This is a genomic window from Pyramidobacter porci, from assembly GCF_009695745.1.
GTDB classification, from domain to species: domain Bacteria; phylum Synergistota; class Synergistia; order Synergistales; family Dethiosulfovibrionaceae; genus Pyramidobacter; species Pyramidobacter porci.
Genome location: NZ_VUNH01000007.1, coordinates 60,951 through 77,102, shown reverse-complemented (window position 1 = coordinate 77,102; position 16,152 = coordinate 60,951). Strand labels below are relative to the sequence as shown.

Annotated in this window: 18 protein-coding genes; 8 read left to right on the top strand and 10 right to left on the bottom strand. The window is 61.1% G+C overall.

What is annotated here, in order from left to right; all coding sequences use genetic code 11:
* From FYJ74_RS07360 to FYJ74_RS07330, 7 genes are all read right to left on the bottom strand, one after another.
* On the bottom strand, positions 1–999 hold the full coding sequence (locus FYJ74_RS07360) for a helix-turn-helix domain-containing protein (protein ID WP_154528936.1): 999 nt from the start codon (positions 997–999) through the stop codon (positions 1–3).
* A gap of 56 nt (positions 1,000–1,055) precedes the next feature.
* Entirely contained in the window at positions 1,056–1,739 is a 684-nt protein-coding gene (rpe, locus tag FYJ74_RS07355; protein ID WP_154528935.1) for a ribulose-phosphate 3-epimerase, read from the bottom strand.
* A complete protein-coding gene (locus tag FYJ74_RS07350) occupies positions 1,718–2,800 on the bottom strand; it encodes a PASTA domain-containing protein (protein ID WP_154528934.1) in 1,083 nt (360 codons plus the stop codon). The genes rpe and FYJ74_RS07350 overlap by 22 nt, the downstream gene beginning before the upstream one ends.
* 24 nt (positions 2,801–2,824) lie before the next feature.
* Complete coding sequence (locus tag FYJ74_RS07345) at positions 2,825–4,165, bottom strand: RsmB/NOP family class I SAM-dependent RNA methyltransferase (protein ID WP_195838848.1); 1,341 nt, start codon at positions 4,163–4,165, stop codon at positions 2,825–2,827.
* Positions 4,152–4,853, bottom strand: a complete 702-nt coding sequence (locus FYJ74_RS07340) for a DUF6391 domain-containing protein (RefSeq protein WP_154528932.1) — start codon at positions 4,851–4,853, stop codon at positions 4,152–4,154. The genes FYJ74_RS07345 and FYJ74_RS07340 overlap by 14 nt, the downstream gene beginning before the upstream one ends.
* A 79-nt stretch (positions 4,854–4,932) precedes the next feature.
* Positions 4,933–5,628 carry a zinc metallopeptidase gene (locus FYJ74_RS07335; protein ID WP_154528931.1) on the bottom strand — a complete coding sequence of 232 codons (696 nt, stop codon included), beginning with the start codon at positions 5,626–5,628 and terminating at the stop codon, positions 4,933–4,935.
* Positions 5,629–5,711: 83 nt separating this feature from the next.
* Entirely contained in the window at positions 5,712–6,854 is a 1,143-nt protein-coding gene (locus FYJ74_RS07330; RefSeq protein ID WP_154528930.1) for a DegT/DnrJ/EryC1/StrS family aminotransferase, read from the bottom strand.
* A gap of 227 nt (positions 6,855–7,081) precedes the next feature.
* On the opposite strand from FYJ74_RS07330, the gene FYJ74_RS07325 reads away from it, so the two are divergent.
* Positions 7,082–7,279 (top strand): hypothetical protein, encoded by a 198-nt coding sequence (locus FYJ74_RS07325; RefSeq protein ID WP_154528929.1) that lies wholly within the window; start codon positions 7,082–7,084, stop codon positions 7,277–7,279.
* A gap of 138 nt (positions 7,280–7,417) precedes the next feature.
* Here the strand turns inward: FYJ74_RS07325 and FYJ74_RS07320 are convergent, their stop codons facing one another.
* The gene (locus FYJ74_RS07320; RefSeq protein ID WP_154528928.1) at positions 7,418–7,783 is read right to left on the bottom strand and encodes a class II SORL domain-containing protein; all 366 of its coding nucleotides are present in this window, start codon (positions 7,781–7,783) and stop codon (positions 7,418–7,420) included.
* Between the two features lie 168 nt (positions 7,784–7,951).
* Entirely contained in the window at positions 7,952–8,890 is a 939-nt protein-coding gene (locus tag FYJ74_RS07315) for a DnaJ C-terminal domain-containing protein (RefSeq protein WP_154528927.1), read from the bottom strand.
* 196 nt (positions 8,891–9,086) lie between these two features.
* On the opposite strand from FYJ74_RS07315, the gene dapF reads away from it, so the two are divergent.
* The 5 genes from dapF to FYJ74_RS07290 all read left to right on the top strand — a co-directional run bounded on the left by dapF (position 9,087) and on the right by FYJ74_RS07290 (position 13,409).
* Entirely contained in the window at positions 9,087–9,902 is an 816-nt protein-coding gene (dapF, locus tag FYJ74_RS07310) for a diaminopimelate epimerase (protein ID WP_154528926.1), read from the top strand.
* A 28-nt stretch (positions 9,903–9,930) separates the two neighbouring features.
* Positions 9,931–10,137: a flagellar assembly protein FliH gene (locus FYJ74_RS07305; protein WP_154528925.1), complete on the top strand. Its 207-nt coding sequence runs from the start codon at positions 9,931–9,933 to the stop codon at positions 10,135–10,137.
* A gap of 61 nt (positions 10,138–10,198) precedes the next feature.
* Complete coding sequence (locus FYJ74_RS07300) at positions 10,199–10,531, top strand: diacylglycerol kinase (RefSeq protein WP_154528924.1); 333 nt, start codon at positions 10,199–10,201, stop codon at positions 10,529–10,531.
* Positions 10,532–10,619: 88 nt separating this feature from the next.
* Positions 10,620–11,672 (top strand): BMP family ABC transporter substrate-binding protein, encoded by a 1,053-nt coding sequence (locus FYJ74_RS07295; RefSeq protein ID WP_154528923.1) that lies wholly within the window; start codon positions 10,620–10,622, stop codon positions 11,670–11,672.
* Positions 11,673–11,765: 93 nt separating this feature from the next.
* The gene (locus tag FYJ74_RS07290) at positions 11,766–13,409 is read left to right on the top strand and encodes a Na/Pi cotransporter family protein (protein WP_154528922.1); all 1,644 of its coding nucleotides are present in this window, start codon (positions 11,766–11,768) and stop codon (positions 13,407–13,409) included.
* Positions 13,410–13,575: 166 nt separating this feature from the next.
* On the opposite strand, the gene FYJ74_RS07285 is transcribed toward FYJ74_RS07290, so the two are convergent.
* The gene (locus FYJ74_RS07285; RefSeq protein WP_154528921.1) at positions 13,576–13,941 is read right to left on the bottom strand and encodes a hypothetical protein; all 366 of its coding nucleotides are present in this window, start codon (positions 13,939–13,941) and stop codon (positions 13,576–13,578) included.
* A gap of 42 nt (positions 13,942–13,983) precedes the next feature.
* On the opposite strand from FYJ74_RS07285, the gene FYJ74_RS07280 reads away from it, so the two are divergent.
* On the top strand, positions 13,984–14,658 hold the full coding sequence (locus FYJ74_RS07280; protein WP_154528920.1) for a GntR family transcriptional regulator: 675 nt from the start codon (positions 13,984–13,986) through the stop codon (positions 14,656–14,658).
* Between the two features lie 494 nt (positions 14,659–15,152).
* Positions 15,153–16,115 (top strand): LysR family transcriptional regulator, encoded by a 963-nt coding sequence (locus tag FYJ74_RS07275; protein ID WP_154528919.1) that lies wholly within the window; start codon positions 15,153–15,155, stop codon positions 16,113–16,115.
* Positions 16,116–16,152 lie beyond the last annotated feature (37 nt).

Below are 16,152 nucleotides of genomic sequence, written 5' to 3'. Positions count from 1 at the left end.
TTATTTTCTCACTTTCAGGCTGGAGCCGTCGGGGCGGTATTCGAGGCGCTGCACGCCGGCACCGGGAGAACTGAAATCCGTCCCGTTCGTGGAGACCTGCACGTTCTGCCCGGCGCCGAAACGGACGGACAGCGTCCTGTCCAGCGGAAAGGTCTGCTCAAAGCCTTCGCGCACCGTGGTCACAAGCAGATCTTTGTCTCCCTCTCTGACGCGCAGCCAGCAGTCGCCGCTGGCGCGGATCGTCAGCGCCGGTTTGACGGCGGCTTCGCCCGTTTCCTCCGGCATGACGGCCGGTCTCTCCGCAGAGGCGAGGGCTTTTTCGGCGTCCGACTCCGCGCCGGCATTCTCTGTCTGTCGGCGAGCCTGCATTTCGCGCTGCACCGCCGCTTCCTCGGCCTTTTGCATTTCGTCGTGACGCGCCTGTTCTGCTTCGCGGCTCTTCATCTCGTCATAGGCCTGTTCCCGCTGCAGCTTGGAGACTTCGCCGCGGAGGCGGTCCCAATTGAACCACAGCCCACCGAGAGCCCCAACGGTAAGCAGAACCAACAGGAGCACGCCGTTGCGGCGCGCCGAGCTGTGCCGGAAACCGCGGGCCGGCAGCCCCATGTTCGCGGCGCCGGCCCGCGCCGACGAAGGCGGCATCATGGAATGCCGCCTCCCCGCGCTCTCTGATCGGGCGGTGAATTCCGACGCGCCCTGGGGCGGCCCGAAAGTGTCGATCGTCAACTGCTGGCGGTATTCGTTCCACAGTTCGGGAGCGCCAAGCAGCGTCGTGCAGGTGCGCACGAAACCGCGGGCGTACACCAGCGCTTTGAAGCGGACGAAATTCCCCGCCTCGATGTCCTCGAGAAAGTTTTTTCTGATGCAGGTCGCCGCCGAGATGTCGTCAAGCGTCAGGTTTTTGCTTTCGCGCAGGCGCTGCAGCTCGGCTCCCAGTTCCTGAAGCGAACGGGGCTCATCCTTCTTGCGGTCGCTCGTAGGGATGTTCGCGTCTTTCATCGTGGTTCCTCCTTAAAAAATACATGCAACGCCGCTCGCGCATGCTGGCGCTTCCGCTACTCTCCATCCACCAGCAAACGCATTTTGGCGACGGTCGCCGCCGGGTCGGGCGTGCCGAAAACGGCGCTTCCCATCACGGCTACGTCAACGCCGCAGCGGCGCACCTGCGCCATGTTGGCGGCATTGATGCCGCCGTCCATCTCGATCAGGAACTTCAGCCCGCGGGCTTCGCGCAGCTGACACAGCGTCACGGCCTTCTCCGTCACTTCCGGAATGAAAGACTGGCCGCCGAAACCGGGATCGACCGACATCAGCAGCACCACATCGGCGATGTTCAGCACGGGCTTGATCAGTTCCACGGGCGTGGCGGGATTGAGCGCCACGCCGGAACGGACGCCGGCGGCGCGGATCTTCGACAGGGCCCGATGCAGGTGACGGCACGCCTCCTGATGAACGGTAAGGCAATCGGGACGGGATTCGAGGAACATATCGAGGAAGTCCTCGCCGGGCTCGACCATCAGGTGAACGTCGATGACGGCGTCGGGATAGCGGCGGCGCAGCGCCTTGGCGACAGCGGGACCGTAGGAGAGATTGGGGACGAAATGACCGTCCATGACGTCCACGTGCAGCCAGTCGAAATCGCCTTTCAGCACGTCGACGGAGGCGCCGACCGCCAGAGGATCGGCGGAAAGGATCGAGGGAGCGATCAGAAACGGCTTTAATTGTAGCGATCCTGCCATACGAAATTGCCTCCCAGGTAAATGGTGACGACGGCCTCGCCCACGTAGGGGGCGTTGATCTTGATGTACTCGCCGGCCTTGGCTTTGCGGTTTACGAGCGTGTGCTCGCCTTCTTTGTCGATCAGCTCGATGACCAGTGTCTGATTGCTCACGGGCGGCGCCTGATAACGGATCGAAGCGACTTTTTTCTTCGTTTCGGCCGGCGGCTGCTTCTTGTCGTCCGACGCCGTCTGCGCGGCGCCGTCGCCCTTCCGATTCTGGGCGGCTGCCGTGTCCGGATCGATGCCGGGCTCTGCAACGGTCACTTTTGCGCCGCCGCTCTTTTCACTGCCGTCCTGCTGCGGCGCCAGTTTGCGGTCCCAGCTGGCGACGCGCAAATGAACGTCGGCGCCGCGGGGCACGCGCTGGCCGGCCGCGGGATTCATGGAGACGACCATGCCCTGCGGCGAGCTGTTGTCGTAAACGCGTTCCAGGCGAGGACGCAGCGAGCTTTCGCGCGCCAGAGCCTCGGCCGTCTTCTCGTCACGCTGGACGAGATCGGGGACGATCACCGTGCCGGAAGCGGCCACCGGTCCGAGGCTGATCAACAGGCCGACTTCGCGGCTCTGGGAAATGGACACGGGCGCCGCGGGATTCTGAGCGATGACGACGCCGGCGGGACGCTCGTGATTGATCTTCTGCACTTCGCCGAGGACGAATCCGGCCTCCTCGAGGCGCGCGATGGCCTGTTTCTCCGTCATGCCGCGCAGATCGGGCAGAGGAAGTTTTTCGGAACCGCGGCTGACTTTGAGGATCGCCACTTTGTCGGCGCGAAGCTTGACGCCCGTCTCCGGCCACTGGCCGATGACGGTACCGCGGGGAAGCGCCGAATCCTCTTCCTCGACGCGGGCTTTGATGCCCATGCGCTCCAGCGTCTGCACGGCTTCGATGATCGAGCTGCCTTTCAGCAGCGGGATCGAACGGGCGGGATTGGAGAAGAAGACTTTATAACTGATAAAGGCCGCGCTGCCGATGATGCACAGCAGCACCAGCAACAATGCCGCTCGAAAGGTTCTGCCCATGATGTTTGCCTCCGATAGAAAAAATTATTTCGAGAACGCGGCGAGATAAAAGCCGTCAGTCCAAGGATTTTCCGGCGTCAACATGCGGCCTTTCCCGCACGCGATTCCGCCGAAGTCCGCGGAAAGAAGCCGCTCGGAGATGTCCGGAAAGGCGCGCAGCGCTTTTTTCACCACTTCTTCATTTTCCGCAGCGAGAAGGCTACACGTGGAATATACCACTTTACCGCCCTTTTTGACCAGCGAAAAGGCACGGCACAGCAAATGATATTGGAGTTCCGTCAGTTCCTCCAGATTCTCCGGCGAAAGCCGCCATTTGCCTTCGGGATGGCGGCGCCACGTGCCGCTGCCCGAACAGGGCGCGTCGACGAGGATCGCGTCGGGGGCGGCCAGCGGCTCCAGCTCGAGGGCGCTGCCTACGCGCATGACGACTCGATCGCTCAGTTTCAGGCGTTCCATCTCGCGGACGCCGGCGGCGACGCGGCCTTTGGAGAGATCCCAGCCTTCGACGGTAATGTCGGGGCGGAGCTGGGCGATCTGGCCAGTCTTGACGCCGCGGCCGGCGCACATGTCGAGCAGGCGCGTTCCCTCGAAATCGGCTGCTTCCGTGCCGACGAGGATCGAGGACTCGCTCTGAGGGGTGAACCAGCCTTCTCCGTACCCCGGCAGCGCGCTGGGCAGCGCGGTGTCCGCCAGACGCAGCCCCTCCGGCAGCGACGATTCCGCTACGATCTGCCCCGCTTCTTCAAGCCGTTGGGGCAGATCCCGCGGAGCGTCCGGCGACAGACGCAACGACAGCGAGCAGCCGCCGGCGTTCTGTTCGACGAACCGGCGGGCGACAGCCGGGCCGCAATCGCGGCGCCAGCGTTCGCCTACCCAAGACGGCACGCCGCTGAGCAGGCACAGAGACTCCAGACGGTCGTCGTTCCGCAGGCGCTGCAGTTCCGCCGGGCCTTCTTCCAGCACGCGGCGCAGCACGGCGTTCACCACGCGGGCGCCGTGCCGATCGCGTTCTTTCGTCCACTCGATCAGCGACGAGATCAGCGCGGCGGGCGCGAACTTCTCCAGTTCCGTCAGCCCGGCTGCGCCCATCAAAACCGCCGCCTGCACCGACTTGGAAAATTTTTCGGGGCGCGGCAGCAGGAATTTTTCGCGCAGATGCTCCCACAGCGAAAGCCGGCGCACGAGCGCGTAAGCCAGCGACGCCGCCAGCGTACGGTCCGGCGGCGAAACGCGGTCGCCCAGCGCCCGCAGCGACTCGCTGACGATGCCGCCCTTGCTCACCTGACGCCAAAGGTACATGGCCGCTTCAACCCCGCGCATGGGCGCCGACGTGCTTTTGGCTATGGGGCGCTTAATCTTCGACAATTTCGGCCTCGATGACATTTTTCGCCGCCGTGGACACCTCCACGCCGCGCTCGACGCTGCTGAAGCGGCCTCCCCATGCCGTCACCGTCAGTATGCGGAACGTGGCTCCCTGCACCTGCAATGCCGTCACGTCGTCGCTGCCCAACGCGATCCCCTGCAAAGAAGGAGAGACATAAGGGGCAACGAACCACGACAGGACGACGGCCGCAACCACGCTGACCGCGTTCGCGCTCTTCGCGGCCGCCAGCAAAACGACCAGGAACAGGGCCAACAAACACATGGCGACGACGCGGAACAGCGGGCTTGCGGCGGCGATCCGCAGCGATTTTTCGCCGTTTTTCAAACGTGCCAGAGCCTGTACCGACGCCTCGTAGACGGCGTTTTCGTCGTCAATGCCGTCGATGAAAAATCCCGTCGCCGAGGCGCTGCCGGTCAGTTCCGGCCAGCCGTTTCGACGGAGCACGTTACAGGCCGCATGGCAGAGGGTCAGATTGGCGCGCACGCGGGCGTTGAACAGCACATCCCAGATCTGCCGCGGGGCTTTTGTCAGTCCGCGCGTCGACGCTCCGGCCAAAAAGATCCCGCCGCAGAGCAAAATCATCACCAAAAACAGCGGCATCAGCAGAATCCAGCCTCCGGAAAACAGAAACAGGAATAACAACATCAGCCACAAGGGGTTAAATCTCATCGTCATCCTCCCGAAGGCAGACAGTCAAAAAACGGGTGGCCTCCCCTTTCTCGGGGACCACCCGATTTTCTAGCCGTTGTCAGTCGCGGCTGCGCGAGTTGCGAAGCGCCAGCAGGCGTACGAGCTGGAGCGCTGCCATCAGCGTTGCCGACACATACGTCATGGCCGCCGCGTTGAGGACTTTGCGCGCACCGCCGACTTCGTCCTGAGTCATCATGCCGTTCGTGGCAAGCACCTTGAGCGCTCGATTGGAAGCGTCGAACTCCACGGGCAGCGTGATCAGATGAAACGCCAGCACGCCGACGAACAGCAGGATGCCGATGTTCATCAGCGTGTTCGAGGCGCTCAGCAGACCGATGAAGAACAGCGGCATGGCCGCGCTCGACGACAGCGACAGCAGAGGCACCACGGCGTTGCGAATCTGCAGCGGTGCATAGCCCGTGGCGTGCTGCACGGCATGCCCCACCTCGTGAGCGGCGACGCCGATCGCGGCGATGGAGGTGCTGTCGTAAACGGGTTCCGAAAGGGAAAGACTGCGGTCGCGCGGATCGTAGTGATCGGTGAGCTGTCCGGGCACTTGCCGGATGGGCACACCGGACAACCCGTAACTGTCGAGGATCCGCCGCGCCGCTTCGCGGGCCGTCAGGCCGCTGCGCGAATGGACCCGCGAGTAGGTGGCAAAAGCGTTCTTTACGCGCGCCTGCGCCCACATCGCCAGCAGGATCGCGGGAAACAGAATGATCATGGTCCAGTCAAGACCCAGCATAGGCATCATTATTCAAAGACCTCCCAATTTTGAGCTTGGTTCTATTGAATCATGAACAGGCAATTTGGTCAATATTGGTAAAATGTACGATTTTATCGGCCGTCTTTATAGAACTTCGCGATCGTATCGGCCACCCACTGCTGTTCCGCCATGGTCAAGCCGGGGAAAATCGGCAACGCCAAGCACTGTTCGGCCAGTTTTTCGCTTTCGGGATAATCGCCCCGTTTGCCGCCGAGGAACGCGAAGCACTTTTGCAAATGCAGCGGCAGCGGATAGTAAATCCGCGAAATGATTCCCTCCGCGCCGAGAAAGTTCATGAGCTCGTCGCGTCTTTGGGCGCGGACCACGTACTGATGATAGGTGTGATAGTTGCCGGGGATCTCGTAAGGCGCCGTCATGAACTCGCTCAGCTCGCGCTCGGCGAACAGCATCCGGTAGCGGTCGGCGATGCGGCGGCGCTCCTCGATACACTCGTCGAGGTGGCGCAGGTGCACGCGCAGAATCGCGGCCTGCAGCGCGTCGAGACGGCTGTTGAGCCCCACTTCGTCGTGGAAATAGGTGATTCCGGCGCCGTGCACGCGCAGACGAGCCAAACGCTCCGCCTGGGCGTCGTCGTTCGTGGTTACCATGCCGCCGTCGCCGTAAGCGCCGAGGTTCTTGGTGGGGAAAAACGAAAAGGCGCCCAGCTCCCCCCAGCCGCCGCAACGGACGATTCTGCCGTCCGCCTTGCGCCATGTGCCAAAAGCCTGGGCGCAGTCTTCGACGATATGGATGCCGCGGCTTTCCAGCTCGGGCACGATCTTCTCCATCTCCACCATCTGGCCGAACAGGTGCACGGGCATGAAGGCTTTCGTGCGCGGCGTGATCTTTTCCAGCACCTTGGCGGGACCGAGGTTGTAGCTTTTCGGATCGATGTCGGCGAAGACCGGCGTCGCGCCGAGGCGCGTGATCGCGCTTACCGTCGCGAAGAACGTGAACGGCGTGGTGATCACCTCGTCGCCGGGGCCCACGTCGAGCGCCATCAGATCGAGCAGCAGCGCGTCGGAACCGGAAGCGCAGCCGACGGCGTGTTTGACCTCAAGGTAATTGGCCGCCTCGGTCTCGAAACTTTTCACTTCGGGGCCGAGCACGAAATATTGGCTTTCCACCACGCCGCGAATCGCTTCGTCGATTTCTTCCCTGATCTGCGCGTAATGCCTCTTCAGATCGAGCGTCGGAAGGGTTTTCTTTTCCATGGATGCATCTCCTCTGAACTGGGACGGCGGCATGAAAAGAGGCCGCCTGGATTATTCGTTTAAAAACGAGCTTTAGCGATAAAATATTATCCCTCAACGGCTCCGTTTTCTCTCAGGCCAGCTTATTTTATCACGAGCCGCGGCATCGTGACACAGAGAATGAAGAAACTGGTACAATACGTGACGAGAAGTTTTTTCTATAAGAGTTCGGACAAAGGAGCCTTTTTATGAGACTGATCGTCACGTTTCTTTCCATCGGCACGCTGATCGCCTACGGTTACGCGCTGGCCGGCTTGGGCGGCTATCTGATCGGCAAAGGCCGTCTGAGCTACATCGTCTGGGGGCTGCTGCTGGGCACGCTCAGCGCCGCCGCCGCGCTCTTCCTCTGGCGCAAATACGCCCACGAATTCTACGCCGACGACTGACAAGGAGCCAGCGTCGCGGAAACGGCGCGATTTTTTTCAAAAAATCCTGCGTGCGGAGCTCTCGACGCGAAAAAAAGCCGGCGATCGGATGATCGCCGGCTTTTCTATTTTCTGACGGTTTTGCGTTCCGCAGACGGATTACTCGACTGCGATCTCGGCGCTGGACTCCCAGAGGCCGTGCAGGTTGCAGTAAGACACGGCGATGAGCGTGCCGCTTTCCTTGAGCTTGACGTGCAGGCAGCCCTTGGGCGCCGTGGCGTTGTCGCCGTGGACGTCGAAGGTCAGCTCGCCGAGTTCGACGGCGAACTTGCTGGACGCGCCCTTGAAGTAAAGCTTGATCCAGGCGATGTAGTGCTCCAACGTGTTGGGATGGGCGATCTCCTTGCCCACCGAAAGCATCACGTGGGCCGTCTCCCCCGCCTTGACGGACGCCGGCGCTTCGATCACGGGAACGTGTTTCTCGCCCTTCCAGTCACCGCTTTGAATCAGTTCGCCAATTTTCATCGTATTACCCCCCATGGATAGATTTGGTTCTTGTACTCCGACTAATTATATCATGTATCTCTCGGAAGGGCAAAATTCGCCGCCTCTTCCGCAAAAAGAACATATAAAAAACATTCCGCCGGCAAACGCCGGCCGTTCGTCTTTTCCGCGCCGTACGGAACCGAGCTTTTACGCGTGCAGCGCCCTGATCTGTTCCCACAGTTCCCGCTCGCGGGAAGAGACGTTCTGCGGCACGCTGATCTCGATCGTGGCGTACAGATCTCCGCGCAGGTTGCCGCCGCGCATGGGCAGCCCTTTGCCGTGCAGGCGCAGGCGGGTTCCCGACTGGGAGCCGGCGGGGACTTTCACCTTCAGCGCGCCTTCGGGGGACGGAACGCTGACGGCGCCGCCGAGCACGGCATCCCACGGCGTCACGGTCACGGAGGTAGTGAGGTCGTAGCCGCTGATCTCGAAGCGGCTGTCCGCTTCGATGTGAACGACGACGTACAGGTCGCCGCTTTCGCCGCCGCCCCGGCCGGGCGCCCCCTGGCCGCGCAGTTTCAGGCGCGAGCCTTCGCGGATGCCGCGGGGCAGATTCACTTCGATGGTACGGGCTCCCGCCGTGCCGCGGAGCGTCATGCTCCGTTTCAGAGGCGCGGCCATCACGTCGGCAAGCGAAAGCGTGATCTGCACTTCGCTGTCTTCGCCGCGGGCCGTACGGGCGCGCCCGCCGAAAAGATCGCTGGCGCTGAAGCCTCGCGCGGAGCCGCCCATGTTGCCGAAAATGGTCTGGAAGAACTCGCTGAAGCCGCCGCCGTCGCCGAACTCCATGTGCACGCCGCCGCCGGGAAATCCGCCGAAGCCCTGAAAACCTCCGCCTTGTCTGCCGAACTGCTGGGCGGCTTCCCAATTGGGGCCGAGGGCGTCGTACTTCTGGCGCTTTTCCGGATCGTGCAGGACTTCGTACGCTTCGTTCACGTCTTTGTACTTCTGCTCCGCGCCGGGGGTTTTGTTCACGTCGGGATGATACTTCTTCGCCAGCTTGCGGTACGCGCTCTTTATCTCCTGTTCCGTGGCGGTCTTGGAGACGCCGAGAATTTCGTAATAATCTTTGTAGGCTATGCTCATAGCCGGACACCTCCACCGGTCAGACCGATTTTCGCAATCGTCTAACCAAAGCTGACCATATTATATATTACTGGATTTCCTTTGTCCAGAGGACGAAATTGAAACGGCGCGGAACAGAACGGAAAGTTTTGGACAGAGCGCGTCGCTTGAGGTAAAATGAGAATGGAAAAATAAAGCGCCTCGCGGAGGAATGACGATGGAATTTTGGAAGATCAACGGCAACGGCAACGATTTTATCACGCTCGACATGCTGGCCGCGCAGAAACCGGCGCACGAACTGGCGGAGCTGGCGCGCCGCCTCTGCCGCCGCCGCGCGTCCGTCGGCGCCGACGGGCTGCTGATCGTGGAACCGTCCGCGAGCGCGCATTTCCGCATGAGACTGTTCAACGCCGACGGATCGGAAGCCGAAATGTGCGGCAACGGCGCGCGCTGCATTGCGCGCTTCGCTTACGAACGCGGCGCCGCCCCCGCGGAAATGACGTTCGAGACGCTGGCGGGCGCGATGCGCGCGCGCGTCGACGGCAATTTCGTCGAGATCGACCTCGGCGAGCAGTCGTTCGCGCCGGACTGGATCGACCGGCCGCTGACGATGGACGGCGCGGCCTTCCGCAGCTGCTTCTTGTGGGTGGGCGTGCCCCATCTCGTGCTGTTCGCGCCGGAGGATCTGAGCCGCGACGACTGCCGGCGCATCGGCCGCGCCTTCCGTCATGACGCGTCGTTGTTCCCGCAGGGCTGCAACGTGAACTTCGCGCGCCCCGTCGGGCGCGGCGAGCTGACGGCCGTGACCTACGAGCGCGGCGTCGAAGATCTTACCGATTCCTGCGGTACGGGCGGCGTGGCGGCGGCGCTGTCGGCTAGCCTGCTGTTCGGCATGGACGGCCCGATCGAAGTGCACAATCCCGGCGGCACGAACCGAGTCGCTTTCGAACGGCTCGACGGGAGGCGCTTCCGCGCGGCTCTGGGCGGAAACACCGCGGTTGTCGCAAAGGGGGAGCTTGGCCCCGATGCGTGATCATACCAGTGAAGGGGGAGAAGAGTTCATGAAGGACAAACGAGAGCTTTCCAAGGACGAGCTGGAGCTGCTCCGCGACGAAGCGCTGCCTCCGGCGGAAGATGAAGAAGTCATCGAAGACGACGATTGGGCGGAGTTCCGCAAGATGAGCCCCGAAGAGCAGAAATGGGCTCTGATTCAACTTCAGCTCGATCAGGAACAGAAATACATCGAAAGCACTTTCACTCCCGAATAGGGAATAAAAAAACGCGGAGCGGCGTTCCGCTCTGCGGCAGAATCTTTCAGGACGTGGTGTGATGAGACATCTTTTCAAGGCGCTGGCGTACTCCTGGGGCGGCTTTCTCGTGCTGCTCAAAGAGGCGGCGTTCCGTCAGGAACTGGTCATGCTGCTTGCCGCGCTGTCGGCTGTGTGCTGGCGGCGCGGTTTTTCCGCCCTCGGCGCCGCGCTGCCCTGGGGGCTGCTGGTGCTGATCACGGAAGCGCTCAACACCGGCATCGAAAAGACGGTGGATCTCTGCACGCGGGAACGGCATCCACTGGCCAAAGCCGCCAAAGACGCGGCCAGTTTCGCCTGCGGCACGGCGATCCTGGCGTTTGCGCTGGTCTGCGCACGGGAATTTTTCTTTTAGATTTTCTCGGTCGGGAGGCCGTTGTCTTCCGGCTGCAAAATGCCGGAAGTCCGAGAGCTTCCGGCATTTTTTTGAAAGGCGGGATGTGATGCGTTTTCTTCGCGTTTTGCTGCTGCTGGCCGTATGGTCGGCGAGCGCCGCGCCGCTTCAGGCGCGCCGCCCTCTGCCGATCGGGGTCGTTTTTTCCTGCGGTCCCGAGGATTCGATGTTCCGTTCGTCGGAGGGCGGCCTCAAGCGCGCCCAATCGGAACTGGACGTCAAGATCACCAGCTATCTCTGCAACTACAACAGCGCCGAATACGAGTCGACTGTCGCGGAGGCCGCCCGACGGAACCAGCTGGTGCTCGCCGTGGGCAGTCCTCTCGCCGAAGCGGTCGACACAACGGCCCGCGCGCACGAGAGCACCGATTTTGTGTTGTTCGACGCGAAATCCGTCAATCCCGGGGTCTCGTCGGTGCTGTTCCACCAAAGCGAGGCCAGTTATCTGGCCGGCGTGCTGGCCGTCCGTCTGGCGGCGCGCCGAAACTCCCGGAAAATCGGCGTCATCCTCGGCGAGCGCGGCGAAAAAACGCCGGTGATGCTGGATTTTCTGCTCGGCTTCGAGCAGGGGGCCAAAGACGCCGACGAACGGGCGACGTTGCTGAAACGGAGCGTCCAGTCCTGGAACGATCCTCAAAAAGCGAAAGCCATCGCCTGTGCCATGCATGACGAGGGCGCGCAGGTGATCTTCCAGGCAGCGGGGCTGTCCGGAAACGGCGTCATCGAAGCCGCCGTCGAAGAGGGGTTTTACGTGATCGGCGTGGACGAGCCGCAGGAGCGCCTTGCTCCCGGCGTCGTGCTCACGGCGGTGCTGAAGCGCTTCGACCTGGCCCTCTTCGACGTGATCAGCGCCCGCGTGGGAGGTCATCTCCGGCGCGGCGCCACGCTTCACTACCGACTGTGGAACCGCGGCGTCGAACTTTCGTGGACATCCAACGCGCTGGTTCCCGACGAGCTGCACCGCGAGCTTGAAGGACTTTCCTATCGCATCGTTGACCGCACGATCCGCGTCGCCAGCTGTTACAACGACGATGGCACCTTCAAGACGACGCTGAAACCGCTGCCGCCGGAGCTTCCCGCGGCGGAACCGGGGAAACGGTGACGTTTCTGTCATTGGCTTCTTGTCGGCACCCTGAAGCAAAGAAGCGTAGTTTTCATGAAGGATACGCTTTTTAATGAAGAACGGGGGGAACGAATGAACTTGAGCACTTTGTTCCAGATCATGGGCGGCGTCGGGCTGTTCCTGTACGGTATCAAACTGATGGGTGACGCCCTGCAGGACTTGGCGGGCGACCGTATGCGCACGCTGATCGCGTCGCTGACGAGCACGCCGCTCAAGGGCGCGCTGGTCGGCACGCTGGTGACGATGGTGATTCAGTCCAGCGCCGCCACGACGATCATGTCGGTCAGCTTCGTGCAGGCGGGGATGATGACGCTGAAGCAGGCGCTCGGCGTGATCATGGGAGCCAACATCGGCACCACCGTCACGGCGCAGCTGGTCGCCTTCAACATGAAAGAACTGGCGCTGCCGCTGCTGGGCGTCGGCATGCTGCTGGCCGTCTTCGGTCACTCGAAAAAACGCCGCTACATCGGCAACGGCATCTTCGGCTTCGGCCTGCTCTTCATCGGCATGAGCACGATGGAGCACGCGCTTGGCTTCCTTGCCGCCAACAAACAGTTTTTTCTCACTTTCGCCGCCCATCCGCTGCTGGGCGTCGCCGCCGGTACGCTGCTGACCATGGCCGTGCAGTCCAGTTCGGCCACCGTCGGCCTCACTATCGCCATGGCCGTGCAGGGGCTGCTGCCGCTTCAGTCGGCCATCGCCATTCTGCTGGGCGACAACCTGGGCACGACGATCACCGCCGTCATCGCTGCGCTGGGTTCGAGCCGCTCGGCTAAGCAGGCCGCCGCAGGGCATGTGCTGTTCAATCTGCTTGGCGTGATGATCTTCCTGCCGCTGCTTGGTCCCTATACGGCGCTGATCTCGCACACGTCCGGAAATATCGCCCGCCAGCTGGCCAACGCCCATACACTCTTCAACGTCGTCAACACCATGCTCCAGCTGCCCTTTGTGAGCGTGCTCGCCCGGCTGATTCAGAAGCTGCTCCCGAGCAGGGATGAAAAAGTTTACGCCGGCGCCCGCTATCTGAACGAGAGTCTGCTGAACACGTCGCCGGCCGCCGCGCTCACGGCGGTGCGCAACGAACTGCTGAACATGGGCGGCATGGCGCTGGAAATGCTCGACTTGGTGAGGCAAGCTTTCGCCGCCAAAGATCCGGCGGCCGTGTCCAAGCTGAATCAGGTGGAAGACGGCCTCAACGATCTGACGCGCCGCGTCGCCTCTTTCGCCGCCAGGCTTTGGCAGCGCCACATCTCCGATCATCTTTCCTCGCTGCTCGAATCTCTCGTGAACGGCTCCAGCGACATCGAGCGCATCGGCGACCATGCCCAGAACATGATGGAGCTTTACGAGTACCTTCAGGACCACCGTCTCGAGTTTTCGCCGTCCGCCGTTCAGGAGTTTTCCGCGATGCTTGCGCTGGTCCGTGAGATGGTGCAGAAGGCTCTCGAAGCCCTGCGCACGGAGAACGTCGAACTGGCCCGCGAGGTGTCAGTGACGATGGAAGACGAGGTCGACGCCATGGAGAGACAACTGCGGCACATGCACATGCAGCGCCTCAACGACGGGACCTGTACGCCCTCATCCGGCGTGATCTTCATCGACCTGATCAGCAACATGGAGCGCATCGGCGACCACGCTACCAACGTGGCGGAAATCGTTCTGGAAACATCCGGTCTTCAGGCACGCCGGGAAACGGGCAAAAAGTTCGAACTGTGATGAAAAACGGAGAGACGTATCCATCGCCGCCAGGACGCTGAAAAAAACGACCGGAGAAGATCATCGCGTCGCCCTATGATGCCGATTCTTGACTCAAACGACGAACGAGCTGCCTTGTCCGCCAACTCGTTTGTCGTTTTTTTATCGGGAGTTATCCTCGTTTTCGTTAAAAGGGGCACAGGTTCTTCGCCCTTTTCAGAGCGCCGAAGAGGCGTCGAGAATTGTATGAAATCGCGTGCCGCACGCTTTTTGCGGCACGATCGCGCGCCAGCCCGGCATTTCCACGGCGTTGATCAGCGTACGAGACGACATGCGGTCGCAAGCCCGCTCTCCGCAAATTTCCCCTTTCTTTGCCCAGTTCGGGTGCGAGCGCCGGGACAATCCGGTAAAACAAAGCCACGGCAATAAAATGTAAGAATTGCATTTTTTGCAAAAACTGGGCGAAGATTGATCTCGGAAAATCCGCAAAAAGGCGGCTTGCGGCGATGTGGTGTATAATTATGAAAATCATTCCGACGTCGACCGGAGTCAACGGCCGACCGCCGTTCAGCCCAGCTCGCAGGAGGCTTTGAAAATGAAAGAACCGGAAGCTTACGCCCCGACTGCCGCGGATTTCGTCTACCGACATCTGCGCGGCCAGATCTTCGCCAAAAAGCGCCAGCCCGGCGACCGGCTCACCGAAGAGGCGATCGCTCAGGAACTTGACGTCAGCCGCACGCCCGTGCGCGAGGCGATCCGCCGCCTTACCGCCGAGGGGCTGGCGACGCTGATCCCCAACGCCGGCGCCCGTTTGGCCAAGCCGACCAAGAAAGAAATCATGGATACTTACGAACTGCGCGAATATCTGGAGTGCCTGGCGGCGCGCAAGGCGGCCCTCAACATCACGGGCGCGCAGGCGAACACACTTCAGCAGACGATCGACGAGGAAGAGCAGATTTTCGCCGCGCGCAATTTCGAGGCCTACCTCGACGTAAACAACCGCTTTCACCGCACGCTGGCGGAGTGCTCCGGCAACGCCGTGCTGGCGGAATTCGTCAACAATCTGCTGGCGCGTACATGCGTGTACATGATCTTTTACGATTCGTTCTTCGACATGAACACCAATCCCAGCCTCGACGAGCACCGCGCCCTGCTCAAGGCGCTGTTGGCGCATGACCCCGACAAGGCGGAGCAGCTCATGAAAGTCCATTTGATGCTGTCGGCTACGTCGCTGAAAAGCAACGAAGGCCTGCGCGTCGGCGGAGAATGAGCGTCAAACGTCGTGAACCGGCGGCCATGCGCATGGCCTTTCTGTACCTCGACGGCCTCCGCTGCTGCGGCGAAATCTCCGGCCAGCCCAAGGGGGCGAGCGTGTTCTGCCCCGCTCCGATGTCGACGCGACCAACGTCTTCACGATCGAACGCCTCGAAGACAAAACGGAACGTCCCGCCTTCCGCGCAAGCGCTGAATAAGCGGATGAGGCTCCGCCTCCGGCTTCGCGAAAGATTATGCGAGAAAGTGAACTGGCGATGCTCCCTGCCAAACAGACGGGAAAGAAAACGAAAGGCGTTCTCTTTTCCGTCTGTTTCGGCAGGGAGCGTTTTTGTAAACCGGCAGGGCGCGATTTCATGCGGTTTTTGACGTGCCTTCGACGTTCTGAAAAGGGCGAAGAACCTGTGCTCTTTTTAACGAAAACCAGTATGAACTCCCTTGCAGCGCCCAGCAAACGATGTCAACGCTTTCTATCAAGAAGTAGTATCAGTTATGAACAGAACGAAAAGAAAAGGGGACGCTCATGTGGATTTTCGACAGATTCAGTACATTCTGGCGGTGGCGGAACATCGCAACATTACAAAAGCCGCCGCGGCGCTCCATATCTCCCAGCCGTCACTCAGTCATTTCATTGCCCGTACGGAAGAAGAACTGGGCGTGAAGTTGTTTGACCGCACGATGATGCCGTTGAAACTGACCTATGCCGGCGAGCAGTACTTGAAGAACGCGGTCGAGATCATGCGCGTACACGATCGCATGATGCGGGAATTCCGAGATATTGCCGGCAGCCTGAAAGGGCGTCTGGTGGTGGGAATCCTGCATGAGCGCGCAGCTTACATGTTGCCGTTGATTTTACCGGATTTCAGACGCCGCCATCCCGGCATCGAAGTAGACCTTGCGATTAGCAACACGGCGAAAATCATTGATGCGCTCGCGCGCGGACGCATCAATTTCGGCATCGGCATCTTTCCGCAGCTGAATGAGTTCCAATCCATGGAGATCTATCGCGAACGACTCTTATTGGTTGTTGCTCCCGGTATGGTCCGTTCCCGGCATTTGCTGAAAAAAGGCAATCGCGCTCTGAATCCAGCGAAGCTCGAGGACCTGCCGTTCATCATTTCACGGCACGGGCATGCTTTGTTCCGTCGCGTCAGCGAACTCTGGAGCACGTACAATCTTTCTCCGCAGGTTGTCTTTGAGTCGTCAAGCAACATCACATCGTTACGGCTGGCAGCGGCCGGACTTGGCGTGACCATCGTACCGGCTATGACACTGAAGCTGGCGCAGACAACGGCGCCGCCGGAAGTGCACGAGATCGGCGTGCCAGCACTGACTTGGACCGTCGCCCTTTACTCCCGAAAAGATGCCTATGTCGGTGCGGTCGAACGGGCGTTTTTCGAGACCGCCCGTCAGGCTTTTGCCGGAGTTTCCGTACGGAACGTGAAATTCGAATAAATGGAGAACTAACTCCGATCACAAAAATTAGGTATGC

What these genes read in the sequence shown, in the direction of transcription:
- FYJ74_RS07305 (WP_154528925.1), top strand. Translation starts at nt 9,931, where the DNA reads ATGAAGGACAAACGAGAGCTTTCCAAGGACGAGCTGGAGCTGCTCCGC.
- FYJ74_RS07350 (WP_154528934.1), bottom strand. Translation starts at nt 2,800, where the DNA reads ATGGGCAGAACCTTTCGAGCGGCATTGTTGCTGGTGCTGCTGTGCATC.
- FYJ74_RS07335 (WP_154528931.1), bottom strand. Translation starts at nt 5,628, where the DNA reads ATGATGCCTATGCTGGGTCTTGACTGGACCATGATCATTCTGTTTCCC.
- FYJ74_RS07320 (WP_154528928.1), bottom strand. Translation starts at nt 7,783, where the DNA reads ATGAAAATTGGCGAACTGATTCAAAGCGGTGACTGGAAGGGCGAGAAA.
- FYJ74_RS07330 (WP_154528930.1), bottom strand. Translation starts at nt 6,854, where the DNA reads ATGGAAAAGAAAACCCTTCCGACGCTCGATCTGAAGAGGCATTACGCG.
- dapF (WP_154528926.1), top strand. Translation starts at nt 9,087, where the DNA reads ATGGAATTTTGGAAGATCAACGGCAACGGCAACGATTTTATCACGCTC.
- FYJ74_RS07325 (WP_154528929.1), top strand. Translation starts at nt 7,082, where the DNA reads ATGAGACTGATCGTCACGTTTCTTTCCATCGGCACGCTGATCGCCTAC.
- FYJ74_RS07275 (WP_154528919.1), top strand. Translation starts at nt 15,153, where the DNA reads ATGAACAGAACGAAAAGAAAAGGGGACGCTCATGTGGATTTTCGACAG.
- rpe (WP_154528935.1), bottom strand. Translation starts at nt 1,739, where the DNA reads ATGGCAGGATCGCTACAATTAAAGCCGTTTCTGATCGCTCCCTCGATC.
- FYJ74_RS07360 (WP_154528936.1), bottom strand. Translation starts at nt 999, where the DNA reads ATGAAAGACGCGAACATCCCTACGAGCGACCGCAAGAAGGATGAGCCC.
- FYJ74_RS07315 (WP_154528927.1), bottom strand. Translation starts at nt 8,890, where the DNA reads ATGAGCATAGCCTACAAAGATTATTACGAAATTCTCGGCGTCTCCAAG.
- FYJ74_RS07295 (WP_154528923.1), top strand. Translation starts at nt 10,620, where the DNA reads ATGCGTTTTCTTCGCGTTTTGCTGCTGCTGGCCGTATGGTCGGCGAGC.
- FYJ74_RS07340 (WP_154528932.1), bottom strand. Translation starts at nt 4,853, where the DNA reads ATGAGATTTAACCCCTTGTGGCTGATGTTGTTATTCCTGTTTCTGTTT.
- FYJ74_RS07290 (WP_154528922.1), top strand. Translation starts at nt 11,766, where the DNA reads ATGAACTTGAGCACTTTGTTCCAGATCATGGGCGGCGTCGGGCTGTTC.
- FYJ74_RS07280 (WP_154528920.1), top strand. Translation starts at nt 13,984, where the DNA reads ATGAAAGAACCGGAAGCTTACGCCCCGACTGCCGCGGATTTCGTCTAC.
- FYJ74_RS07300 (WP_154528924.1), top strand. Translation starts at nt 10,199, where the DNA reads ATGAGACATCTTTTCAAGGCGCTGGCGTACTCCTGGGGCGGCTTTCTC.